The 24,892-nt window shown below is 52.8% G+C and carries 20 protein-coding genes; 17 read left to right on the plus strand and 3 right to left on the minus strand.

The features are described from left to right. Nucleotides 1–86 precede the first annotated feature (86 nt). Entirely contained in the window at nucleotides 87–245 is a 159-nt protein-coding gene (locus HQN87_RS01180) for a hypothetical protein (RefSeq protein WP_173126486.1), read from the plus strand. A gap of 462 nt (nucleotides 246–707) precedes the next feature. Here the strand turns inward: HQN87_RS01180 and HQN87_RS01185 are convergent, their stop codons facing one another. Together HQN87_RS01185 and HQN87_RS01190 are read right to left on the minus strand one after the other, a co-directional pair. Continuing rightward, nucleotides 708–998, minus strand: coding sequence for an HNH endonuclease (locus tag HQN87_RS01185; RefSeq protein ID WP_436836445.1), 291 nt, complete (start codon nucleotides 996–998; stop codon nucleotides 708–710). 18 nt (nucleotides 999–1,016) lie between these two features. After that, the gene (locus HQN87_RS01190; protein ID WP_173126492.1) at nucleotides 1,017–1,229 is read right to left on the minus strand and encodes a hypothetical protein; all 213 of its coding nucleotides are present in this window, start codon (nucleotides 1,227–1,229) and stop codon (nucleotides 1,017–1,019) included. A 113-nt stretch (nucleotides 1,230–1,342) separates the two neighbouring features. On the opposite strand from HQN87_RS01190, the gene HQN87_RS01195 reads away from it, so the two are divergent. After that, nucleotides 1,343–1,681 (plus strand): hypothetical protein, encoded by a 339-nt coding sequence (locus tag HQN87_RS01195; RefSeq protein WP_216857093.1) that lies wholly within the window; start codon nucleotides 1,343–1,345, stop codon nucleotides 1,679–1,681. Nucleotides 1,682–1,812: 131 nt separating this feature from the next. Here the strand turns inward: HQN87_RS01195 and HQN87_RS32645 are convergent, their stop codons facing one another. Continuing rightward, nucleotides 1,813–2,895 (minus strand): thermonuclease family protein, encoded by a 1,083-nt coding sequence (locus tag HQN87_RS32645; protein ID WP_301953141.1) that lies wholly within the window; start codon nucleotides 2,893–2,895, stop codon nucleotides 1,813–1,815. Between the two features lie 199 nt (nucleotides 2,896–3,094). Between HQN87_RS32645 and HQN87_RS01210 the strand changes: the two genes are divergently transcribed. The 15 genes from HQN87_RS01210 to HQN87_RS01280 all read left to right on the plus strand — a co-directional run bounded on the left by HQN87_RS01210 (nucleotide 3,095) and on the right by HQN87_RS01280 (nucleotide 24,804). Next, nucleotides 3,095–4,453 (plus strand): ABC transporter substrate-binding protein, encoded by a 1,359-nt coding sequence (locus HQN87_RS01210; RefSeq protein ID WP_173126498.1) that lies wholly within the window; start codon nucleotides 3,095–3,097, stop codon nucleotides 4,451–4,453. A 172-nt stretch (nucleotides 4,454–4,625) separates the two neighbouring features. Beyond that, nucleotides 4,626–5,579, plus strand: a complete 954-nt coding sequence (locus HQN87_RS01215) for a carbohydrate ABC transporter permease (RefSeq protein WP_173126501.1) — start codon at nucleotides 4,626–4,628, stop codon at nucleotides 5,577–5,579. After that, nucleotides 5,576–6,439 (plus strand): carbohydrate ABC transporter permease, encoded by an 864-nt coding sequence (locus HQN87_RS01220; protein WP_173126504.1) that lies wholly within the window; start codon nucleotides 5,576–5,578, stop codon nucleotides 6,437–6,439. Before HQN87_RS01215 ends, HQN87_RS01220 begins: the two co-directional genes overlap by 4 nt. Nucleotides 6,440–6,624: 185 nt before the next feature. Continuing rightward, on the plus strand, nucleotides 6,625–8,352 hold the full coding sequence (locus tag HQN87_RS01225) for a cache domain-containing sensor histidine kinase (RefSeq protein WP_173127623.1): 1,728 nt from the start codon (nucleotides 6,625–6,627) through the stop codon (nucleotides 8,350–8,352). Nucleotides 8,353–8,366: 14 nt separating this feature from the next. Next, the gene (locus tag HQN87_RS01230) at nucleotides 8,367–9,734 is read left to right on the plus strand and encodes an ABC transporter substrate-binding protein (RefSeq protein ID WP_173126507.1); all 1,368 of its coding nucleotides are present in this window, start codon (nucleotides 8,367–8,369) and stop codon (nucleotides 9,732–9,734) included. Between the two features lie 17 nt (nucleotides 9,735–9,751). Beyond that, nucleotides 9,752–11,347: a response regulator gene (locus tag HQN87_RS01235; protein WP_173126510.1), complete on the plus strand. Its 1,596-nt coding sequence runs from the start codon at nucleotides 9,752–9,754 to the stop codon at nucleotides 11,345–11,347. Between the two features lie 835 nt (nucleotides 11,348–12,182). Further along, nucleotides 12,183–13,397 (plus strand): MFS transporter, encoded by a 1,215-nt coding sequence (locus HQN87_RS01240; RefSeq protein ID WP_173126513.1) that lies wholly within the window; start codon nucleotides 12,183–12,185, stop codon nucleotides 13,395–13,397. 115 nt (nucleotides 13,398–13,512) lie between these two features. After that, a complete protein-coding gene (gene desA, locus HQN87_RS01245; RefSeq protein WP_173126516.1) occupies nucleotides 13,513–14,595 on the plus strand; it encodes a Delta(5) desaturase DesA in 1,083 nt (360 codons plus the stop codon). Between the two features lie 162 nt (nucleotides 14,596–14,757). Continuing rightward, nucleotides 14,758–15,894, plus strand: a complete 1,137-nt coding sequence (locus HQN87_RS01250) for a sensor histidine kinase (protein WP_173127626.1) — start codon at nucleotides 14,758–14,760, stop codon at nucleotides 15,892–15,894. Next, nucleotides 15,894–16,496: a response regulator transcription factor gene (locus HQN87_RS01255; protein ID WP_173126519.1), complete on the plus strand. Its 603-nt coding sequence runs from the start codon at nucleotides 15,894–15,896 to the stop codon at nucleotides 16,494–16,496. The genes HQN87_RS01250 and HQN87_RS01255 overlap by 1 nt, the downstream gene beginning before the upstream one ends. A gap of 253 nt (nucleotides 16,497–16,749) precedes the next feature. Beyond that, nucleotides 16,750–18,195 (plus strand): SWIM zinc finger family protein, encoded by a 1,446-nt coding sequence (locus tag HQN87_RS01260; RefSeq protein WP_173126522.1) that lies wholly within the window; start codon nucleotides 16,750–16,752, stop codon nucleotides 18,193–18,195. A 48-nt stretch (nucleotides 18,196–18,243) separates the two neighbouring features. After that, nucleotides 18,244–20,088, plus strand: a complete 1,845-nt coding sequence (locus HQN87_RS01265; RefSeq protein WP_173126525.1) for a HEAT repeat domain-containing protein — start codon at nucleotides 18,244–18,246, stop codon at nucleotides 20,086–20,088. Between the two features lie 40 nt (nucleotides 20,089–20,128). After that, nucleotides 20,129–21,232: an AAA family ATPase gene (locus HQN87_RS01270; RefSeq protein ID WP_173126528.1), complete on the plus strand. Its 1,104-nt coding sequence runs from the start codon at nucleotides 20,129–20,131 to the stop codon at nucleotides 21,230–21,232. Then, the gene (locus tag HQN87_RS01275) at nucleotides 21,229–23,574 is read left to right on the plus strand and encodes a DUF5682 family protein (RefSeq protein WP_173126530.1); all 2,346 of its coding nucleotides are present in this window, start codon (nucleotides 21,229–21,231) and stop codon (nucleotides 23,572–23,574) included. The genes HQN87_RS01270 and HQN87_RS01275 overlap by 4 nt, the downstream gene beginning before the upstream one ends. Next, the gene (locus HQN87_RS01280) at nucleotides 23,575–24,804 is read left to right on the plus strand and encodes a VWA domain-containing protein (protein WP_173126533.1); all 1,230 of its coding nucleotides are present in this window, start codon (nucleotides 23,575–23,577) and stop codon (nucleotides 24,802–24,804) included. Nucleotides 24,805–24,892 lie beyond the last annotated feature (88 nt).

Raw genomic sequence — 24,892 nt, forward strand, 5'->3', positions numbered from 1 at the left:
ATTGGAAAGAGCAGTTTATATAAGGGATAAGAAGTTTCGCACTCACGCAAATATAGGGTGAAGATTATGGAAGGAGGTTGAACTCAATGAGTATGAGCGTACATAATCTAATGGCTTTTAATCATCAGTTTTTTAGACCTCAGCCCGTTATTGATCCTAAAGCGCAGAGACAGGAAGACAAAGTCCAGAGCTTCCAGGAAGTTCTGAATGAGAAGCTGAATACCTATGGCGACATGAAGAAATAAGCAATGGAGCAGCAGAACTATTTTCCACAGAAGATCTTGCAGCAAATCATAGAGCCTTCAGCAAAAGCAGCAAAAAGGTGCCTCCCGGAACTCGGAAGGCACCTTTTTGTTGTTTAGGAAATTATAATTTCCTCCTCTTGTGGACAAGGTGTGTGTATTAGCGGATAAGGGCTCTTTGAATGGATGGCCCGAATGTATGCGGAAAACAGCATACATTGTGCTGGTGCGCAGGCATATGGCTCGTATGTATGCGGAAAACAGCATACATTGTGCTGGTGCGCAGGCATATGACTCGTATGTATGCGGAAAACAGCATACATTGGGCTGGTGCTCAGGTGTGTGGCTCGAATGTATGCCAAAAACAGCATACATTATGCTGGTGCGCAGGCATATGACTCGTATGTATGCGGAAAACAGCATACATTGGGCTGGTGCGCCTGCATTATCCTGCTGACCGGCAGATTAACGTTTGCTTCGTACGCGCTTTGATTTGCGCAGCTTCGGTTCGGAGCCCGGTGCCTGCCGCATGATCCATTTCAGGTAAGCGGAAATCTGCGGGTCGCTGCGTAGGCTGTCCAGTGTCGTAAGGCCAAGAACAACGAGATCGCTGTTGGTATACAAGGCATGAATCTGCCGGTGGCAAGCCTTGCACAGAAGGGCAGTCGGGAGCAGGCTGCCGCCTTTCTCGCGGGGGATCAAATGATGAACGGTAGTTGCAAGAGGAGAACGGCCGCACAGCTCACACGTGTCCAAGGCCCGGACAGTCATCCTTTAAGGCCGGACTTCGAAGAATTCGCAGCGGCTGCGCGAATAATAGGTTAAGTCGCTGACACGGGACTGGATTACAACATCCGAATCGGTAAACCGCACTATAGTAGCGCCGGAATTCACCAGATGGTCATCCTGAAAGACGCGGACAGGCACCTTGCGGTCAATCGCTTCCTGCAGATCCTGGTCAGTCAGCAAGGGACGGTTAATGGGCATGCGATATAAATCTCCTTTATATAGGGATAACTGCTGCTTCAGCAAATACGATCAGTATACCCGTCTGCCCGCCAGAAATCCACTTAACGCTTACTTTGGTGCGAAATATGAAAATGAAGGGAATTATGACAACTGGTTTAGCAAGTCCATCTACTTTTGAAGTTCGCCAAGCTCTTAATGCTAGTAATATTTCTTTTTTTACCAAATTAGTGTTGTTAAGTGAGATACTAGGAAATATAATATATATGTTTGTTCGTATCAGTACATTAGTTTTGAAGAGTGAAAACGGGAGGGGAACATTTGTGAGTAAGGTCGTATTACTAATTTCAAGTGTCGTTGTAGGTGTGCTTATAATGATATCACCAGGATTTATCACTGGGCATACTTTCGGCTCAACGCAATACCAAGGGAGCCTCTATATTGCTGAGTTCGTTGTAAGAAGTTTGGCTTAATTATTGGTTTGATGGTCATATATGATGGAATCAAATCCTTTTTCAAAAGACTGGAAAATATTTAATACAGAGTTTAGAAATGATATGAATATTACATAACAAAACCCCGGATCGTAATTCCGGGGTTAAATCTATTCACACGCTACTCCGTCACCCTCTCGATCAAGCTTTCTGGAGTAGCCAGGCTCTCCAGCATAGATCGGCGCAGCACCGGCTGCTCTCACAGCAGAACAGTTCTTGTAGTAAACATCTTGAACTGGTTGCGGGGTTGCTTTTGGTTTCGGTTTTTTAGTAGTTGCAGGTTTTTGAGTTTTAGCTGGAACAGGTTTTTTAGTAGCGGTAGGCTTCGGTGTGGCTGTGGGCTTAGGTGACGGTTTAATTGTGGCAGTGGGCTGGATAGTAGCTTTAGCCACAACGGTCTCATCATATCCTTTATCAGTTGCGTAATCTTTTAAGCTCCATATCCCTAATTTTGCTGCTTGGGCTTTTTTCTGGATAGACCTGAACTGATCCACATTTTTCACATTCGGCTGAAAGACAGCGACTCGTGCAAGACCTTTCTCCAGCAGCAATTCATTTACCATTTTATCATCGACATAGGCGTAAGCAAGGATACGTCCGTACTGGTCACGTTCGGATACATCGAATTCAAGTCTGACTGTATTATCCGTAAGCAACTTTGTTGTAAACGCACTCGCCTCTGGCCCGAAGGGCTGTACAGGTTTTATTTCAGGAGTGTCGATTAGGATGAGCCGCACCTTTTCAAGCTTTCCATCTAATTTGACTGTGAAGGTATCACCATCAGTCACTGCGGTGACCTTTGCTTCAATGGTTTTTGCATTCATAGACAAGCTGGTAAGTTCAGTGTTCTTCTGAGTTGTTTCAGATTTAAGCACATATGTGTCGAGAACTTCTGTGTGGTCATCAGTCTTATTAGTAGCTTGTTCCAAGGGAGAGGCTTTTGGAATTGCAATAACGAACAAAATAAAAAATATAATAAACATAACAGCAGAATACTTGGTAATTGTTTTTCGATTTCCCCGGCGAACAATGGTCGGCTTAAACATGCCAACGAACCAAAAAATAATTACAGCAAGTGAGGCAAGAAGAAAGTTCATCCCTAAGGCTTCTCTCAAGGACATGCCTGTAAAAATAGCAATTTCTAATAAAGCGATGATTCCGATGGTAATTAGAAGCTTTTTTGATCTAAACATTAAAATCCCCCTTTGTACGTCTACCTTTTAAACTATCGGTAATTTACAATGATTTGTAAATACTGTAATGATAAAAACTCTCCAGTTTTAGAATCGTAAGTATTTCCACCATAAATCGGCAATTTGCCTCCTCAAAAAAAACTTCTCCCTACGGTACACTAAGTCTTGTAAAAGAAACCTTTGAGAGGGGTACAGAGGAATGAAAAAAGTTAAAAACCTGGCGCTGACGCTGGTCTCTATCATGCTCATGAGTTCACTCGCAGCATGTGGAGGCAACAACGGCGGCAATAAAGCTGCTGAAGGAAATACAGGTAACAACCCGGCAAGTACGACTGCACCGGCAACAGATGGAGAGAAAACGGAGCCTGCAGAGAAGGTGGAGCTGTCTTTCTGGACGCTGGGCAACGTGAACTACGAAGAGCTGGCTACAGCCTACACGAAGGAACACCCGAATGTAACGATTAAGATACAGAACACCGGGGACCAGACTGCTCACCACAACAATCTGACGACAGCCTTGTCGGCGGGTTCGGGCGCACCTGATATTTTCCAGCTTGAGATCGGTTTCATGGAGCGCTTTCTGGGGGCCCAGGACAAATTCTACAACCTGAATGATCTGGGCGCGAAGGACATCCAAGCGAACTATCTGGACTGGAAGTGGAAGCAGGCATCTTCCCTCGACGGCAGCTTCCAGCTTGGACTTCCGACAGATATCGGCCCGACTGTAGTCTATTACCGCACCGATCTGGCTGAAGCAGCCGGCCTGCCGAGTGATCCTGAAGGCTTCGGCGCAGCCATTGACACATGGGACAAATTCGCTACCGTAGCCAAAGCATTCAAAGATAAGACCGGCAAATATTTCTCCGACCTGACAGATCTTACGTACAATGCCCTTCGTGACCAATCCGCTGACGAGATCTATTTCAGCAAAGCAGACGGCAGCTTCATCGGCGACACCAATCCGCAAGTGAAGAAAGCGTATGACTTCACCGTTAAAGGCATTCAGGAAGGCTGGATCAGCAATGTAATGCTCTGGTCGCCGGAATGGGGTCAAGGCATGAATGACGGTTCGTTCGCAGTGGTTATGGGCCCGGCCTGGATGGCTGGCAATATCAAGAGTAACGCGCCTGATTCTTCAGGCAAATGGAAGATTGCCCAGCTTCCTGAAGGAGCCGGCAACTGGGGTGGTTCGTTCATCACGCTGCCGAAGGAAGGCAAGCATTCCAAAGAAGCTTATGATTTCATCCAGTGGCTTGTGAACAAGGATAACCAGCTGGAGTCCTTCAAGACCAAAGGCCTGATGCCTTCCATTCCTGCACTGTATGAAGATCCTGCATTCGTAGATTTCAAGGATGACTTCTTCGGAGGCCAGCAGACGGCTGTTGAATTCGGTAAAGCGGCTAACCGCGTGAAACCGGTATATTACGGACCGCTGCATGACCAGACGGACACCTTCTTCAAGAATGCGCTCAAAAACGTACTTGAGAAAAAAGCCGATCCGGCAAAAGAGTGGGAAGATGCTGTAAAGCAGTCGAAAACTCTTGCAGAGCGCGGCTAAATTCTTAACCAGCGGGGAATCCCATTCCACGGACGTCCGGATTCATCCAAATATAAGAATTTTGATGTGCACACGATAACTTATCCTTTTAATTCTCGCTGAAACGGATGCCGTCCTATAAAGGGCGGCACAGCCGTTTTAGCTTGCGTTATGAATTCCCTGGAGGTGTGACATGGCAGAACCCGTAATCGCGAGTCCGCATGCCGAGAGCAAACGCCCTTTCCTTACTGAACAAAGACGGAGCCGCATCACTGCATATACATTCATTTCACCGTTCTTTATTCTGTTCTCGATATTCGGACTGTATCCAATCTTCTTCACATTCTATTTATCGTTCTTCAAGTGGGATGCCCTCGGTCCCATGAAATACGTAGGCTTCAAAAACTATGATCTCATCACCAGTGATCCGACCTTCTGGATCTCCTTCAGCAATACGCTGATTATGGGGCTGATGGGCACCGTACCGCAGGTCATTCTGGCGCTGCTTCTGGCTGTGCTGCTTCACTCGGGGATGACCAAATTCAAAAAGACCTTCCGCATTCTGTACTTCATGCCCAATATCACTTCAATCGTTGCCGTTACGCTGGTATTCAGCACGCTGTTCGGCAACAACGGGATGATCAACTGGCTGCTGAATGGAATGGGGATCGACAGCATGGCCTTCAACTCCGGCTGGTGGGGGGTCAAAATTGCCATCTCCACCATGGTGATGTGGCGCTGGACGGGCTACAATGCCATTCTGTTTCTCTCAGGACTGCAGAGTATTCCGATGGATCTGTATGAATCCGCCAAAATCGACGGGGCTAACCGCAGACAGCAGCTATTCTCCATTACCTTGCCGCTGCTCAAGCCGTTTATTATTTTCGTATCCCTGCAATCGACTATTGGAGCGCTTCAGCTCTTCACGGAGCCTTATGTCTTCCTGGGCCAATCGGGAACCGGTTCTACCCGGCAGGAAGGAATCACGATGGTTACTTATTTGTATAGCGAAGCATTCCGCAATGGATTCTTCGGCACGGCGGCGGCGACGGCAGTTCTGCTGTTCCTCGTTACGATTCTGTTCTCTGTCTTGAATATGCTGATCTCCAGAAGCGGCGGCAGAGAGACTGGAGGGAAAAAAGCGTGAGCACACTGCGTATGTTCAGAAAAAAACCGGATGACCTCGGCTTCTTCGGCAAGCTGGGCTTCTATTGTCTGCTGATCCTCGGGGCGCTGGTCTCCATCTTCCCGTTCTACTGGATGTTTGTGGTCGGTACCAATGATAAGGGAGCCGTGTTCCATGTCCCGCCTCTGCTGACCGTAGGAGATCAGTTCTTCGACAACTTCAAGCGTGTGCTGGAGAAGTCGGACTTCTTCCAGGCACTCGGCAACTCGCTGTTCGTATCATCCATGGTGACAATCTCGGTGGTGTTCTTCTGTACACTGGCCGGTTATGCGTTCGCCAAATATGAATTCCCCGGTAAAAACGTGCTGTTCGTGTTCGTTATTGCTACCCTGATCGTTCCGCAGCAGCTCGGCGTCTTGCCAACCTATGTTATTATGGCCAAGCTTCACTGGATTGACAGCTTCAAGGCACTGATTGTCCCGGCCATGGTGAATGCCTTCGGGATCTTCTGGATGAGGCAGTACATATCTTCGGCTGTGCCTACCGAGCTGATTGAAGCCGGACGCATTGACGGGGGCGGCCACTTCCGGATCTTCTGGAAGATTGCGGTTCCGGTCATTACACCGGCGATGGCTACCCTGGGTATCCTTAATTTCATGACGGTATGGAATGACTTCTTCTGGCCGCTGGTGGTCTTGAAGAACAAGGAGAATTTCACGATTCAGATTGCCCTGCAGCAGTTGTTCACTACCCGTGACGGTCTCGATTACGGAATGATTATGTCGGCGACCTTCACAGCAACCTTGCCGCTGCTGGTAGTCTTCCTGCTGTTCAGCCGCTGGGTAATCGCCGGTCTGACCTCCGGAGCCATCAAGAGCTAATCTATCTATTAATGTAAGCAAGAGGAAATACAGAATGCTGTGAAGAATAATAATCAAGTGGAAACGGCTTTGCCGTCCTTGTAAAGGGCGGCATTCGTTTCAGCGAGAAATAGAAGGATAAGGTATCGTGTGAAACCTATGAATTCTTCTATTTGGACAGAGACAGCAGGAGGAAGGGACAGACCATGAAGCTCCGCCGCAAAATCTTGTTCGCTATTATTCTTCTTGTATTCATACCCGTGATTGTCATGGGGATTGTTACGTATGTCAACTTCTCCAACGCCATGGAGAAAAAATCAAGCAATTTCTACTGGATCTCGCTGCTGGAGACGGACCGCAAGCTGAAGTTCGCGCTCAGTGAGATTTCCTCCATTACCAATTCAGCCATTACGCAGCCGGCGATTCAGCAATCGCTGAAGCAGCAGAATTTCGTTCTGACCTATGACCGCAAGCAGGAAATCAACAATCTGCTGATCAACCATCCGATGATCACTTCCTTCAGCCTGTACGGCAAAGACCGGCTGCTCTATCAATACAATGCGCCGATGTCTTTTGCAGATATGCATAAGCAGGTCTGGTTCGGAGCCATGGAAGGTGCCGAAGGGCGCCCTGTCTGGTCCGGTCCCGGGGAGAACGGCTCGGTAAGCGGCGATAAGCCGGTGCTCATCCATGCCAGAGTGATTAAGGATTACTATTCACTGGAGGATATCGGCTATCTGGTGGTGTACGTCAAGCCGGATCTGCTCGATCAGATCTTCTGGGAGGCAGCCACCTTGAAGAAGGGGGATATCCTGCTGGTGAACAAGCAGGGCAATATCGTCTTTAACAAGTCCGGTGAGCATATCGGAGAACGGACGGATTTTCCTTTTTTGCAGGAGAATTATACACAGGAGCAGGACTATTACATCGACAATTATCAAGGGGAGCGGTCTCTGATCACTTTCCTGCCTTCACATAATTCGGATTGGTTTCTGGCAGCGATTACACCGATGAATCTGATCTCCACGGAGTCGGCTTCGATCCGCAATATTGCCATTATTCTGGGGATGGTGTCGCTGCTGTCCGCCTTTCTGTTCGACCACTATTTCATCCGCAGGCTGGTCCGCAGCATTAACAGTGCCGTGAACGGCATGAAACGGGTGAAGCAGGGGATATTCACCCCGATCACCGTACCTCTGCGGGCCAATGATGAGAGCGATTCCCTGATTGACGGCTTCAACCGGATGAGCTCACAGATCAACGAGCTGATAGAACAGGTACAGACAGAGCAGGGGCGCAAGAAAGAAGCGGAGATGAAGGCGCTGATGGCCCAGATTAATCCGCATTTTATCTATAATTCACTGGAGTCGATCAACTCCATGGCTGTGCTGGCAGGCAACAGGGATATCAGCAAAATGGTGATCTCGCTCGGCAGGCTGCTGCGGATCAGCATCAGCCAGAATCAGGAGCTGATTCCGCTGCAGATGGAATTCGAGCATGTCCGGCATTATCTGGATATTCAGAAATTCCGTTTTGAAGACAAATTCTCCTATCAGCTTGAGCTGCCCGAGCCGCTGAAATACGTAATGACCCAGAAGCTGATTGTTCAGCCGATTGTAGAGAACGCCTTGTATCATGCCATTGAGCAGATGGAGGAGCAAGGGACGATAACGGTCACTGCCCAGGAGAACGGCAAGGATATTATCATTATTGTGAAGGACAACGGCCCCGGCTTCGATCTTGAGGTCCTGATGAGCCAGTGGAACAAGGAACGTAGCAACCCCAAGAAATACAGCGACAGCGGGGTCGGGCTGAAGAATGTGCATGAGCGCCTGAACATCCGGTTCGGCAATCCCTATGGCATTCTGGTCTGTTCCTCTCCGGGCTTCGGGTCAGCCATCTGCATCCGGATTCCGAGGATACAACCGTCATGAGAGGGAGAAGCCAAATGAAAGACCAGCGGCATATGGTAAGATGGCTGATCAACTGGGGGTGGATTCTGCTCTATATTGTGCTCATGTCCGGTGCCGTATGGTTCATTATGATGGAGGACCGGGAGCAGATTGAGGACACCTCGCCCGAGAAAATCACCTTGACGTTCCGGCATTTCTGGATCAAGGAGCATGACCGGCCGCTGCTGGCCATCTTCGAGGAGGTGGTGCGCAGCTATCAGGAGAGCCATCCGAATGTGAAGGTGAACTTTGAAGGGCTGGATCAGAATATTCACCGGGAGCAGAAGCTGAAGAGTGAGATGGTTACCGGGACACCGCCGGATATGTTCGTTCTGTTCGGCGGGGCGGAGATAGAGCCTTACGTGCGTTCGGCCCGGCTGATGGATCTGACTGACTTCACTATCGGGAACGGACTGAGTAATCAGTTCAAGGATCTGCATCTCTGGACGTTCAATAAGCATATCTACGGGCTGCCGATTGAGGGGAATGCAGAACCGCTCTATTACAATAAAAGCATCTTCACCAAGCTCGGAATCAGCATTCCGGCTACAGTAGCAGAGCTGGATGCCGCCATGGCGAAGCTGAAGGCGGCGGGGTATATCCCGTTTGCGCTGGGGAATGAAGACCGCTGGCCTGCCGGGATTTTTGCCCATTATCTGATGGACCGCTACGCCGGACCGGAGCTGATCCAGAAGCTGGTTACAGGCGAGGATCAGTCCAGCTTCCAGAACAGCAGCTACCTGGAGGCCTTCCGCCATTTGAACCGCTGGGTGGCAGCGGGCTACTTCAGCAAGGGCTCCAATGACACCTCCACGGAGAATGCGGTCCGCCTGTTCACGGAAGGCAAGGCCGCCATGTATCTGAACGGCAACTGGGATATCAATCTGTTCTCAGGTGCGGCAGCGCCCGGGGAATTCCAGACGCAGGTCGGTGTTATTCCGTTTCCTGTGCTGGCTTCGGGGACAGAGCCGTCGATAGCGGGCGGTTATACGATCGGCATCGGACTCTCTTCAAGCCTTAGCGGAGCGAAGCGGGAGGCAGCGCTTGAATTAATGAAGGGCTTCTACACGAAGGAGATTCAGACGCGGATTGTATATGAAGGACTTAGAATCCCATCCATGCGGATTGCGTTCGATCCCGATAAGACCGGACCGGTCTTCGCCCAGGTCATGGAGATGATGGAGGAGAATCACCAGAGCTTCGTTCCTTATGATAACCTGTTATCACCTGAAGTGAAGAAGACTTTCCTTAGTGTCATCGAAGAGATGATTGACGGAGGGCTGCAGGCAGACCTGGCCTTGAAGCAGCTGCAGGATGCGTCCAAGCAATACTGGAATCTGATCCGTAGTTCGTCCGATCAATAAGCCTGGGGGGGTATGAGATGAAGGAGCATCAGGAGAAATATAAAGTCCTGCTCGTAGATGATGAGCCGATTATTCTGCGCAGCCTGAAGGTTGCCATTCCATGGGATGAGCTGGGTCTGAGCATTGTCGGGGAAGCGAAGAACGGGGAAGTTGCGCTGCAGCTGATTCAGGAGACCTCGCCGCAGATCATTATTAGCGATATCCGTATGCCGGTGATCGACGGAATCGCTCTGATGAAAGAGGTGCTGCCGCGCAGCGCCAAGCTGATCTTCATCTTCATCAGCGGCTACGGGGAGTTCGAATATGCCAGGGAAGCCCTGCGGCTGGGCGCGTTTGATTACCTGCTGAAGCCGATTGACCATGATGAGCTGGCGGAAATGCTCAAGCGGGCGAGGGAACGGCTCGACCGGCAGAAAGAGAATGAGCAATTGCTGCTCTCTGTGCAGAACTTATCGCTGCTTGCCCGTGAGCGGATGCTGGCCGAGTTCACGCTCGGCAATCCGCGGCCGCTCCAGCATCTGAAGTGGCTGGAGAACAGTGAGCTGGAGGACGAATACTTCATGGCGGTGGTCCGTCTGGATGACTACGCCGGACTGACGGCGAGATGGAGTGCCGAAGAGAAGCGTCTGTGGCTGTTTGCCGTGCGCAACATTCTGGAGGAATGGTCGCTGGAGAACGGGGCGCTCTCTATCTTTCCGTTCTACAACGGGGAATGGATTCTGCTCTTCCCGGCCAGCCCAGGTATCGGCAAGAGGGAGCTTGGGGAGCAGCTGATTGCCGGGATCAAGCGCTACTCCAAGCTGAACTGTTCTGTCGGCATCAGCAGAAGCACCCGGGGAATTGATCAGCTCAGCACGGTTTATCCCTTGGCCGCCCAGGCGTTATACCGGCGCTTCTATTCCGGCCAGGCCGGGGTCTTCCTTGAAGAAGAGACGGCGGCGGGCGGCAGCCGTGAGGTGCAATATCCGAAGGAGCTGGAGCATTCGCTGATTGAGAGTATCCGCACCCTGAACCTGGAGCGTATGCTGGCCCTATTCGATGAGATGTCCGTATTCATCGAAGCCCAGAGTCTACCGCAGCCGCTGGCCGAGCGGCTGATGATTGAGATGAGTGTGGTGCTGTACCGGCAGTTCGAGCATCTGAACACACATAATGACTGGTCCATTGAAGGGCTGCTCAGCAGGCTGAACGGACTGGGCAGCTTGCCGGACATGATGAATGTCCTGAAGTCAACCTTCCGCGACTGGCTGGAGCAGAGCCGGGGGACCGCAGGCCGCGAAGACGGGCGGAGTATCATCGAGAAGGTCAAACGGTATATTGAAGCCAATTACCACAAGGATCTCAGCATCGAAGAGGTGTCTGAGGTGGCGGATCTCAGCATCAGCCATTTCTGTACCCTGTTCAAACAAATCTCAGGATACACGTTCCTGGAATTTGTCACCCACTGCCGGATGGAGAATGCCAAGTACATCCTGCGGAGCAGCAATGTGAAGGTCTATCAGGTAGCGCCGCTTGTCGGCTATCAGGACCCGCGGTATTTCACTCAAGTGTTCAAGAAGGCAACGGGCAAGACCCCCACAGAGTATCGGGAGGAGCATGTGAAGCAGGCTTAACAGACCGGCGGGTAAGAAGCTGCTTGAACGCAGGATATACATAAAGGCCGGATAAGGGTACCGCCTAAGAATCTGAGCAACTAAGAATCGAAGCACCGAAGCGCCCAAGCGACTAAGCACCCAAGCACCTAAGCTAATGGGTGCTTTTTTGTCGTTCGAGGCGTCGAGCCTATTCAAGCCTCATAATGCTGATTAATTCGCTGCCCGCCTGTGCCTGCTTCGAGGAAGCTGCTAAGTAAGAAGCACTAAAGAAATAAACAAAAAGCAAAAGAAGCGGAGGGGAAATTTGGAACTGTAGGAGCGATAGCGACCGCCTTTGTCACCGGATTTCCACCGCGAAGAGCGGAATAAATCAAGAAATCTGGGGACAACAGCGGCCGAAAGTCCAAATGTTCACCGCAGTGACGGCGAAGCTTCAAGTTCAAATCTTAAGTGCGTCTTATATAAGTGGAAAAACTCCAACTATTTCAGCCGAAATCATTGAAACCGGTGAAGCAGTTGGATAAACAACACTTACTGGGAGCGATATTGGAGCTTTAGCGGAATGGGGGCGAATTAGATGACAAAAATCCACTTACTCTTCTTATGGAAAGAGAAACGGAATTATTAAGTGTATAAAATCCAACTAAGGTGGCGAACAGGGGCTAGGGGCTGCTTTTCATTCATCATAACTGCTCATGTGTTGGACCGGTTAATCATGCTGCTATAAGAGATTCGTAGACGAATGGAAACATTATCTTTAAATATATAGACAAAAAAATAAAACATCTATATATTTATAAACAGATTAGATGTATATCTATTTAGTCAAATATGAAATGCGGAGGATGTTAACGTGTTAAGTAACAAGTATGTACGGACAATTATGCTGTCCAGGGTGCTGCTTCAGCTCGGGATTTGGGTGAGGAATTTTGCGATTCTGCTGTATGTAACGGATATTACGCAGAATGACCCTTATTATGTCTCGCTCATTTCGGTGGTTGAATATGCGCCGATCTTTATTTTTGCCATTATCGGAGGAACCTTCGCAGACCGCTGGCGGCCCAAGCGGACAATGATGTTAAGCGATCTGTTGTCTGCCTGTTCAGTCTTTGTGGTACTGCTGGTGGTCATGTCTGGATCATGGAAAGCGTTGCTGCTGGCAACACTGGCTTCGGCCATTCTGTCCCAATTCTCACAGCCTTCCGCCATGAAGCTGTTCAAGCAGCATGTGCCTGAAGAGCAATTGCAGAGTGTGATGGCCATGTTCCAGTCGATGACAGCCTTTTTCATGGTGATTGGTCCGGTATTCGGCACATTTATCTATGGACACTACGGAATTGAAGTATCGCTTATCGTGATGGGCGGCATGTTCATCGGCTCATCGCTCATTCTGGGCCTGCTGCCTCCGGATACCTCTGACGAAGCCGGACGTTCCCGGAGCGGATTCCTGGCTGAGATGAAATCGGGACTGGATTATGTGCGCTTTAACCGGGTGCTGAGGAATCTTGGAGCGGCATTTGCCTTCGCGGGACTTGCCGCCGGGCTGACCCAGCCGCTGGGCATCTTCATCATTATTGAGAATCTGGGCAAGGACAAAGAATTCCTGCAGTGGATTATGATGGCGAACGGGGGCGCAATGCTCCTCGGGGGAATGTTTATTATGAGTAAAGGCAAAACTATGAAACCACAAACCATGTTGTCCTTAGGTCTGCTGGTCAGTGCTGCCGGAACAACGGGTGTAGGCTGGTCGCATCATACCGCGCTAACGCTTGCCCTGCAGACGGTGAGCGGATTCTTTTACCCGTGTATCCATATCGGCATCAACACACTGCTGCTGCGTAATACCGAGTCGGCCTTTATGGGCAGGGTTGGCGGGATTATGGGGCCGATGTTCATGGGCTTCATGGTGATTGGCATGTCAATCGCAGGTTATCTTGCAGGAATTCTCTCCCTGTCTGTGGTGTTCTCCATCAGCGGTGCATTATTCCTGATCGCGATGCTGATACTGCTGCCGATGGTTCGAGCGAAAGAAGCTGAACAACAACCCTCCCTTCAGGGGCGACTATGACAAATGTCATACATCAGAGTTGATGTTTATGACTTACGGGGGTGACACTTCCTCCCCTATAATGACATTACATGAAGTATCCTTGAATGGATGCATCCTAGGAGGAACGATCCCGATGAACAACAACCACCATAACAATAACAACATACCCCAGCTCTCCACCTTGAAGAAAAGCGTAGCCCCTTACGAAAAAACAGACCGCAACACGAGCATAAAACAGCTCATCAATACGCTTGGACCGCTGGTGCTGTTATGGGCCGCCGCATACTTCAGCTTATCCGTGTCTTACGGGCTGACGCTGCTGTTTGCCATTCCGGCCGCCGGATTTGTCATCCGCACCTTTATTATTTTTCATGACTGCTGTCACGGGTCGTTCTTCAAGAACCGCAAGGCGAATGATATTCTCGGAACGATCACCGGTGTGCTCACCCTGGTCCCTTACCGTCAGTGGAAGCACAGTCACTCGATTCATCACGCCGGAAGCAGTAATCTGGACAAAAGAGGCATCGGTGACATCTGGATTATGACGGTGGATGAATATGTGGCTGCGAAGCCGCTGCAGCGGCTGTATTACCGGATCTACCGCAATCCGCTGGTTCTGTTCGTCATCGGACCGATTGCTGTTTTCCTGATCCAGTACCGGTTCAATGCCAAGGGTGCAAGACGCAAGGAACGGATGAATACGTATCTGACCAACGTCTCTATCGTGGGTTTATACACGGGTCTTATTCTGCTTATTGGCTGGCAGGCGTTCCTGCTGGTACAGCTGCCGATCGTGTTCGTGTCCGGATTCCTCGGCATCTGGCTGTTCTATGTGCAGCACCAGTTTGAACATACCTATTTCGAGCATGATGAGGAATGGAGTTACGTGAACGCTGCTGTAGAAGGAAGCTCGTATTATAAGCTGCCGAAGCTGCTGCAGTGGATTACCGGCAATATCGGTTTTCACCATGTGCATCACTTAAGCCCGAAGGTGCCTAACTATAATCTGGAGCTGGCCCATAATGCCAGCCCATCGCTGCAAAAGGCAACAACCATTACGCTGGGTACCAGTCTGCAAGCCTTGAAATACCGTCTCTGGGATGAGGACCACAAAACCTTCATCAGCTTCAAGCAAATGAAGCAGCGGCTGCGGCAGAACGAACCTGCTGTGACCGAGGGGCTGAAGGTCATCAAACCTGGATTTCAGAGTGAATAGAAACCATTAACTGAACTAGAAAGGCAGGTCCGGGGAGCAGGTTTCCGGGTCTGTTCTTTCTTTTTTGAAATATAAGCGGTGACTGGCGGGCGAAACTGCCGGTTATGTGATGGTTTATGTTAAAATGGGGGTATAAACTTGCTGGCAAAAAGGATGGCTAACATGCAGAAGTGGCATCATATTTTTCATAAAAGCACTGGACTGAGCCCTTATGTGTGGGTTATTTTTTACATTCTTCCGTTCTATTTCATCTTCCGCTCCTCCTCGGCGAACCGCTGGGTCTACGGGATTCTGATGATTATGGTCTTCTTCGCCTGCTACGTGCTGGCGTTCAAGTCGCGGGGCTGGGTGGTCTATTTCTGGACCAGTGTGCAGATGGTGGTCTCGGTTACAATGACGGTGCTGTTCGGGTATATGTATTTTGCGCTGTTTCTGGCTTTTTTTATCGGGAATATCCAGAAAAGGGCTGCCTTCTTCACCCTCTATCCGATCCATCTGTTGACGACCGTTATAGCGATTAACTATGAGCTGATTATGCGTAATCCCGTGTTCGTCTCGCAGCTGCCGTTCGTGCTGGTCAGTATCATTGCGGTGGTCCTGCTACCCGTCACGACCTATAACCGGAATAACCAGGATAAGCTGCAAGGGCAGCTGGAGGATGCCAACAAACGGATCTCCGAGCTGGTTATTATGGAAGAGCGCCAGCGGATCTCCCGTGATCTGCATGATACGCTGGGACAACGCCTGTCACTGATCGGACTGAAGAGCGACCTGGCGGGCAAGCTGATCACCAAGAATCCGGCACAGGCCATCATCGAAATTAACGATGTCCGCGTAACCGCACGCAGCGCGCTTAAGGAAGTCCGGGAGATGATCACACAGATGCGGGGCATCCGGGTGGAAGATGAGCTGGTACGCATCCGGCAACTCCTCCAGGCGGCGGAGATCGGTTATATGCTGGAGGGTGATCCCGTTCTGACCAATACCTCGCTGATTACCGAGAATGTGCTGAGCATGTGTATGAAGGAGGCCGTGAACAATGTGGTGAAGCATAGCGGCGCCTCGCTCTGCCTGATCCAGATTGAGCCTTCCCGGACAGACCTGGTGATTAAGGTGAAGGATAACGGCACAGGAATTGAGGGAAGCCATCTCTATACCAAAGGGCATGGCCTGCAGGGAATGAGGGAGCGGCTTGAATTCGTCAACGGGTCTATGGAAGTGGTACATGATGAAGGGACGACGCTGGTCATTAAGGTGCCCAATGTTGCACCGCTGCGCGAAATGGAGGTTACCGTGTAATGATTAAGATAGTGATTGCCGAAGATCAGCGGATGCTGCTCGGGGCGCTTGCGGCCCTGCTGGACCTGGAGGAAGATATGCAGGTGGTCGGCAGGGCCGGCAACGGGGAAGAGGCGGTGAAGCTGGTAAGGCAGCATCAGCCGGATATCTGTATTATGGATATTGAGATGCCTGCCATGACGGGACTGGAAGCTGCGGAAGCGCTCAAAGGAGCAGGCTGCAAAATCATGATCCTCACCACCTTTGCCCGGGCAGGCTATTTCGAGCGGGCGGTCAAAGCCGGAGTGAATGCCTATCTGCTCAAGGACAGTCCCAGCGAAGAACTGGCTCTGTCGATCCGCAGTGTGATGGACGGCAAACGGATGTATGCGCCGGAGCTGATGGACGAGGCTTACAGCCAGGAAGCGAACCCGCTGACCCAGCGGGAGAAGGAAGTGCTGGGGCTGATCGCAGACGGCAAGAACACGAAGGAAATCGCCAGCCAGCTCTATATCACCACCGGTACGGTCCGCAACTACATCTCGGTCATTCTGGACAAGCTGGATGTGGGCAACCGGATTGAGGCGATTACGCGGTTTAAGGAGAAGGGCTGGTTCAAATAGAATAACGCTGTACGCTTAACGGGGCTGTCTTTAAGATGGCTGCCGTTTTTTTGTTATATAGGACCTTTTAACTGTTTTTGGCGTGAATGGGGCTATAGCATTGGATCGGCCGGGCAGATTTGCTAATATAAATGCAAACATGTGATCTTATCCTGTGATTTTTTCATGTAAAGTATGGGTAATAGATTAATGTGTCCCATCTGCACTCTTATTTATTCTGCATATATCCTAATTCAGCCGGGAGGAATCTAATTTGCCAGAGCTTACATCCACTTACGTCGATTCACTTGCACCCAACGCTGCTGCCATCAAGAACGGCCAAGGGCTGGTCCGCAAAAAGAGCTTCGTGGAGCTTCATCAATCGGAGAACGGAGAGCTGCTGTTCGGAAAATGTGCCGGGAGCGGCAAAACGCCCTATGAGTGTTCAGTGGATTTCATCGCAGCAGACAGTCCGGTATTCCGCTGCACCTGCCCCAGCCGCCAATTCCCCTGCAAGCACGCGTTAGGTTTGCTGTATGCCTATACCGAAGGGCAGACGTTCACGGCTGCACCGGTGCCTGAAGACATCGCTTCCAAGCGGGAGAAGGCAGAGAAACGGGAAGAGAACAAAGTGAAGCAGGCGGCTGAAGGAGTAGAGCCCAAGCCTAAGAAGGTTAACAAATCTGCCCTGAAGAAAAAAATCACCGCACAGCTCGAAGGGCTTGATCTGCTGGAGAAGCTGGTGCTCTCGTTCGTCCGGGGCGGCTTATCGACGATGGACCGCTCTGCGGTGAAGACCATTCAAGAGCATGTGAAGCAGCTCGGGAACTATTACCTGTCCGGCGCGCAGATTGAACTGCGCCGCTTCTCGAACCTGATGTTCGGCGGTAAGGATCAGGAGCAGAACTATACATATGCGATGGAGCAGCTGACACGGCTTCACGCATTTATCAAGAAGGGCCGGGCGTACCTCCAGGCCCGGAGCGAGGACCCGGAGCTGGCTCTGGATCATGAATCGACCATTGATGAATGGCTGGGACATGCCTGGCAGCTAAGCGAGCTGAAGGAATACGGGCTGGTGAAGGAAGGGGCCGAACTGCTGCAGCTGGCCTTCTACAGCTTCAATGATGCGGCCCGCCTGGAGTTCGTAGACCTGGGCTACTGGCTGGACCTGTCTGCGGAAGGAGGGGGGATTCACCGGACGTTCAACTACCGCCCTTACAAGGCAGCCAAGCTGATGCGGGAGGAAGACAGCTACTTTGAGGTTGCTGTGGTTCCTCAGCTCTACACCTATCCCGGGGAGATGAATGCGCGGATTCGTTACGAGGCCGTGACTCCAAGGCAGGTGCAGGGCACAGATCTGCAGCGGGCTGCCGCTCAGGCGCACCGTTCTTACACTGAAGCCGTCAAGAAAGTGAAGAACCAGATCAAGAACCCGCTGAGTGACAAGCAGCCGGTGATGCTGCTGCATGCCGCGACTCTGGGCGTTACGGAGAACGGCCAGTATGTCATGACGGACGAAGAAGGCACCCGTCTGCTCCTGGAGGATCTCCCGTCCGTGCCGCAGGGGACGGTAGAGCTGCTGCCGTTCCTGCCGGCTGCCGCCCGGGAGGACTGCTATATTCTGGTGATGTTCGAGCATAATCTGGATCAGGGACGTCTGCGTGCCCAGCCGTTAACCGTCATTAAGGATGAAGAGATGATCCGTCTGTTGTACTAGAGTACTTCAACTACATCCATTAACTTTATTCATAGGGGAGGACAGTCCATGAGCACAGCGTTATTACAAGAGCTGCATCAGGAGTATAGAAGACTGTATATTGCAGGCAGCGAGCTTGCGGCAGGAGATTTCCGCCTGAAGCGTCTGCTTCCACAGTTCCAGCAGCTCGGGGAGCGGTCTCCGGTCTTCAAAAAAATCGGTGAGGGTATTGCTGCGTTGCTTGAACCAGCCAGCTCTGACGGACCTGCACCGGGCGTTCAATTGCAGGAGCATACCCTGCTGCTGGAATCGGTGCTGTACACGCAAGGGACAATAGCCGTGGATGGAACTCCCGGACCCTTGCCTGTCCGGAATTTCACACTTCACACGAAGCAGCCTTACCGGAAGCTTGCTCCGGTGCTGGAGGCACTCAGCACAACCGGTAGCGGCAGGCATGAGATTGTGGTCGATGCCTATAAGGAAGGGGCCTTTCAGGATCTGCGCCTGCTGCCGCCCGCAGTCGCTGCCTTGAGCGACCCTTATTCGGAGCTTGCGGAGTATGCGATGACGAATATCCTGCCTTCCTACGGGCCGGGTATTGCGGGTTACTTGCTGGAGAGCCTCGATCTGACAGGAGGACGAAGCGAGGTCCGCAAGCTTGAGGTCATCAGCAGAGTTGGCGCTGACGAATATCTGGATCAGATCTTCCATGCCGCCGGGAATGGCAGCGAGGAGATCCGTGCCGGGGCGATCAAGTGCCTTGGGGGCTACGAGCAATATCTGGATCATCTGCTGGAGTGGTCCACGGATAAGAAGAAGGCTATCCGTGAAGCGGCTTACACAGCGCTGGCGGCTGGAGGTTCGGCGCAGGGCGGGGAACGGCTGGTGGAAGCGTTCATCAAGAAGAAGGACCGCGAGATGGTGGCCGCTGTGCTGGCGCGCTGGCCTGTTGCGGAGGTATCGACCAGGCTGGCGGCTTTGTTCATGGAGGAGCTGAAGGCAGCCCCGCAGGACAATGCCGACAAGAAGCTGACGGATAAGGTATGGGATGAGCTGCTTCCCTTCATCACCGCGCTTCGCCGCGAACGGAGTCCGCAGATGGATGAAATCTACAGCTATGTGCTTCAGGAATATGCCCGTTTCTCTCCGCTGGGCTGGATTACGCTCATTGAGCATGCAGCCTGGTACAAGGAGAATACGCCGGACAATGCCGCGCTTGCAGAGCTTGAGGCGCTGGACAAGCGGAGCGCGCGATTCCTGCCGAATTATTTCCGTGCCGCCCAGAAGACTATGAGTCCGAAGGAGCTGTTCAACCAGTTCTGCGGAACCTTTATGGATAAGCTGAAGGCGCTCGTGGGCAAGGAAGCCAAGGATGCGGCTCAGCGCTCGCAATTGCTGATTCACACGATTGAGGAGCAGACCGTGGATATCCGCCGGAGAAATTATCAGGTGGAGTATGATGCTGCGGGAGTCAGACAGTACAGCAGAGACCTGCTGCCTTCCGAAGAGATTGCGGCAGACTGGGACCCCCGCTGGCTGGATTGGTTCATCAAGCAGGATGCGGTGAATCTGGCCGGCACCTTTGCCCGCCCGGGCCATCAGGGGGTACGGGATTACCTGATTGGCAAGCTGAAGGAGCCTTATAAACGGCGTACTTATGATTATATTCCTAATATCTTCAAAGGTCTGGAACGGGCGGGCGTGCCGGAGCCGGAACGGCTTGAACTGCTGATGACTGCCCTGGAGAATAATAATGTTCATACGCCTTATACGTTTGAATTCTATTTAGTTAAACTGATGGAGCGCTTCCCTGCCAGCTATGCCAGCCGTCTGGAAGCGGTCGTTCCTAAATATAGATATGAATGCAAGCAGCAACTGGAGTATGTGCTGAACAGCCTGCGGAGTGCCAAGTAAGTAAATAATCGGTTTCATCTAAGGATAAGGAGAGGTGTACATGTCAACAGAACAAGAACAGCTCCAGGATTATATGCGTCTGCCGGCCGAAGTCCTGTACAAGGATGAGCTGGAAGCCTTGCGCAAGGAGGATACCGGGCGTATTCCTGCCGGATGGCAGATGTCACCGCGCTCTGTACTGACCTTCATCGCAGGCGGGATGGCGGGCAAGACGGTCATTACCCCGAAATATATCGGCAATACCCGGCTGATCGAGATGGCGGTCGCTACGCTGGTCACTGACCGGGCACTGCTCCTGATCGGGGAGCCGGGGACGGCGAAATCCTGGCTGTCCGAGAATCTGGCGGCGGCTATCTACGGCAACTCGGGCATGGTTGTGCAGGGAACAGCGGGAACGAGCGAAGAGCATGTACGCTATTCCTGGAACTATGCCATGCTCCTGGCGAACGGTCCGACGCCGGAGGCGCTGGTGAAGAGCCCGATTATGCGGGCGATGGAGGACGGCGGCATTGCCCGGTTTGAAGAAATCTCCCGCTGTGCCTCCGAGGTGCAGGATGCGCTGATCTCGATTCTGTCGGAGAAGACGATCTCTGTGCCGGAGCTGGGCAAGGAGACCAGTGCCCGCAAAGGCTTCTCGATTATTGCCACTGCCAATACGCGGGACCGCGGGGTCAATGAGATGTCCGCTGCCCTGAAGCGGCGGTTCAACATCATCGTGCTGCCTGCACCCTCCGATCTGGAGACCGAGCTGTCCATTGTGAAGAAGCGTGTTGCTGAGATTGCCTCATCATATGAGCTGCAGGCTGCGGTTCCGGCGGATGAAGCCCTGCTGAAGGTAGTGACGATCTTCCGCGAGCTGCGCAGCGGCATGACTCTTGACAAGAAGGAGAAGGTCAAGACTCCAGCCGGTGTCATCTCCACGGCAGAGGCGATCTCTCTGCTTACGAACAGTATGGCCCTGGCCGCCAGCTTCGGCAGCGGAGAATTGACCGACGGGGATCTGGCTGCTGGACTTCAGGGGGCCATCGTTAAGGATGACGATAAGGATAAGCTGGTCTGGAAGGAATATCTGGATAATGTAATGAAGAAAAAAGGAGCGGACTGGCGCGGACTCTATCATGCCTGCAAGGAGATGAACGAGTGAGTGGGGCAACGGTTGCCGGCGTTCATATATTCGGGGTCAGGCATCTGTCTCCGGGCGGTGCCAGGCATGTGCTGGAGTACCTGAACGAGCTGCAGCCGACCGCCGTGCTGATTGAAGGACCCGGCGATGCAAGTGCAGAGATCCGTCATCTGACCCATGCCGTAACGAAACCGCCGGTAGCGATACTGGCCTTCACCGAAGATCTGCCTGTGCGGACTGTACTCTGGCCGTTCGCCGTCTATTCCCCGGAATATCAGGGAATGAAATGGGCGCAGGAGCATGGGGCGGAGGCGGAATTCATAGATCTGCCTTCCTCTGTAACCCTGGGCTTACAGGACACCTTACGGCAGGAAACCGGCGGCCGCCCGGAGCTGAAGCCTGTGGCTGATGAGCAAGGCGAACCGGCGGAGGAGGATGTGCAGGAGCCCGAGTCCGTCTATAGCCGGATTGCCCGGCTTGCCGGTGAGCATGACTATGATATGTACTGGGAACGCAACTACGAGCATAACGCCAGTAGCGGAGCCTACCGTGCCGCTATTCTGGCATTCTCTGCTCACATGCGCGAGCTGTCGGAGTCCAAAGAGCGCTCGGACCAGCCGCGTGAATATGCCTACAATGCCCTGCGTGAATCCTATATGCGGCGGCAGATTCAGCGGAAGATTGAGGAGGGCCATCAGCCGGAGAAGATTGTCGTGATCTGCGGCGCTTATCATGCCGCTGCGCTGGCCGATCTCACGGATGTGATGAGCGATGCGGAGCTGGCATCACTGCCCTCACGCGCCACCAAGCTGACGCTGATGCCTTATTCCTATTATAAGCTCTCCACCATGTCCGGCTACGGCGCAGGCAACGCCGCTCCGCATTACTTCCAGATGATGTGGGAGCTGATGGCATCGGGGCGTGCAGAGGAGCTGCCCCATCTCTATCTGTCCTCCGTCGCCCGCCAGGTGCGCGGCTCCGGGACACACCGCTCCACCGCCGAAGTGATTGAGGCGGTGAGGCTGGCCGAATCACTGGCCGCGCTGCATGGCGGAAGCGCACCTACGCTGCGCGATCTGCGCGATGCTGCGCAGACCTTGCTCGGGCACGGTGATCTGGCTGTTATCGCCGATTCGCTGGCACGGATCGATGTCGGTACGAACATCGGGAGCTTGGCCGATGGCGTCAGTCAGACGCCGATTCAGGATGACCTGAACCGGCTGCTGAAGCGCTACAAGCTGGAGAAGTATAAATCCACGGTAGCGAGCGACCTGGCTCTGGATCTGCGTGAGAACCGCCGGGTGACTAGCAGCGAAGCGGCCTACCTGGATCTGCACCGCTCCGTACTGTTCCACCGGCTGGAGCTGCTGGGCATCCACTTCGCCCGGAAGGTGCCGAGCAGCCAGTCCGGGGCGACCTGGGCGGAGCACTGGATGGTCCAGTGGTCGCCGGAGGTGGAGATAGAGGTCGTGGAGTCTACCCTGCTGGGGGAGACGATTGAGGTAGCCGCAGCTTATGTGCTGCGGGAGAAGCTGCTGGAATGCCGTACGATTACTGAGGCCTCGGCACTGATCGTCACCGCCTGTGAATGCGCCATGACCGCACAGATGGAAGAGAGCAGCCGGGTGCTGCAGAGTCTTGCCGTGGACAGCCGGGATGTGGTCTCTATTGCGGTAGCGGCAAGGGAGCTGGCCAAGATTATCGGCTATGGGGATATCCGCAAGGTGGATACGGCCCCGTTCATACCGCTGCTGGAAGAGCTGTTCCGCCGGGGCTGCCTGTTCCTGCTGGATGCCAGCGGCTGCAATGATGAAGCGGCTGCGCTGATGATCAGCGCGATGAACGATTTGAATACAATCTCACTGGAGCATAGTGAGATTGCAGATACGGCCCTGTGGCTGCAGGAGCTGCTGCAGCTGGCACAGCGGGATGACCGCAACCCGCGGCTGTCGGGCTTCGCCTGTGCGATCCTGATGGAGCGGGCGGCGATTCCTGCCGGGGAGGTCGCGGCTGAGGTGTCGCGCCGCTTGTCTCCCGGTATACCGGCAGATCTGGGGGCAGGCTGGTTCGAAGGCCTGTCTATGCGCAACCGCTACGGGCTGTTATCCCGGATGAGCCTGTGGGAGCAGTTGAACGATTATATCAATGCCTTGGAGGATGAGGAATTCAAGCGTGCCCTGGTCTTTTTGCGCCGGGCGTTCAGCACCTTCTCCCCGCGCGAGAAGACGATGATCTCGGAGCTGCTGGGTGAGCTGTGGGGCGTGAACACAGAGCAGGCGGCCGAGATTCTGACAGGTGAACTGAAGGAGGAGGAAGCCAAGATGCTGGATGATCTGAATGATTTTGACTTCGGTGATCTGTAGATGGGGGACGAGAAGCTGAAGGATGATAAGCAGAACGCAGCCGTTACACGCTGGCGGCTGATTCTGGGGCAGGAGGCTGAAGCGGCCTTGCCCGGCTATGGGCAAGGCGGAGGCCGGACGCTGAGCGAGGAAGAGCTGATTATGGATGCGGCGCTGGCGGCTATCTATAATGAGACCGGCTCAGGCAATGCTGGCGGGAATTCCGGTGCCGGCTCGAAGGGGAGAGGGGCAGGCTCAGGACATGCCGCGATTAATCTGTCCAAGTGGCTCGGCGATGTGCGTAACTTCTTCCCGGAAGACGTCGTCTCTGTCATTCAGAACGACGCGATGGAGCGCAGAGGCTGGAAGCAGCTGCTCTTCGAGCCGGAGCTGCTGGCGGCGGTGAAGCCGGATATCCAGCTCGTGGGTACCCTGCTGGCTCTCAAGGGCAAAATCCCGGAGAAAACGAAAGAAACGGCAAGAATGCTCGTCCAGGCTCTCGTAGATGAGCTGGTCAAGCTGCTGGAGACCGATATCCGCCGTGCAGTGACCGGAGCGCTCAACAAACGGCAGCATTCCCCGCTGCCGTCGCTCAGCGGACTGGACTGGAAGCGGACGATCGAGCGTAACCTGAAGCATTACGATGCGGAGCGGCGGATCATTATCCCCGAGCGCTTCTTCTATTTCGACCGCGCCCGCCGCAGCAAGGAATGGACCGTGATCGTAGACATTGACCAGAGCGGCTCGATGGCCAGCTCCGTGATCTGGGCTTCGGTGATCGGCTCGATCTTCGCCAGTATTCCGGCGCTGGACACGCGGGTCGTGGCGTTTGACACCGAGGTGGTGGATCTGACGGAGCAATGCGCGAATGATCCTGTAGATATGCTCTTTGGCATTCAGCTTGGCGGCGGTACGGATATCCATAAGTCCGTGAAATACTGCGAGCAGTTCATCGAAGAGCCGAAGAAGACACTGTTCATCATCGTATCGGACCTGTATGAGAACGGCAATCAGGCCGGACTGGTCCGGCGGATGCGCGAGCTGCGGGAATCCGGCGTGCGGACCATGACGCTGCTGGCCTTGTCGGATGAAGGCAAACCGTCCTACGATGAACGGCTGGCCGCCCAGCTCACCCGGGATGGAACCCCTTGCTTCGCCTGCACTCCGGCCCTGCTGCCTGTCCTGGTGGAGGGTGCGCTGAAGGGCCAGGATCTGGGAGAGCTGGCCAAACGGCTGGGAACGGCCCGATAATTTTATCGTACAGGAAACACTTACTTTATAATCACATATTGTGTAACATGCAACTATCATTTATAATCGGTTATTAAAAAGCACCTTT

It is taken from the genome of Paenibacillus tritici (genome assembly GCF_013204885.1).
Lineage (GTDB): Bacteria > Bacillota > Bacilli > Paenibacillales > Paenibacillaceae > Paenibacillus_AQ > Paenibacillus_AQ tritici.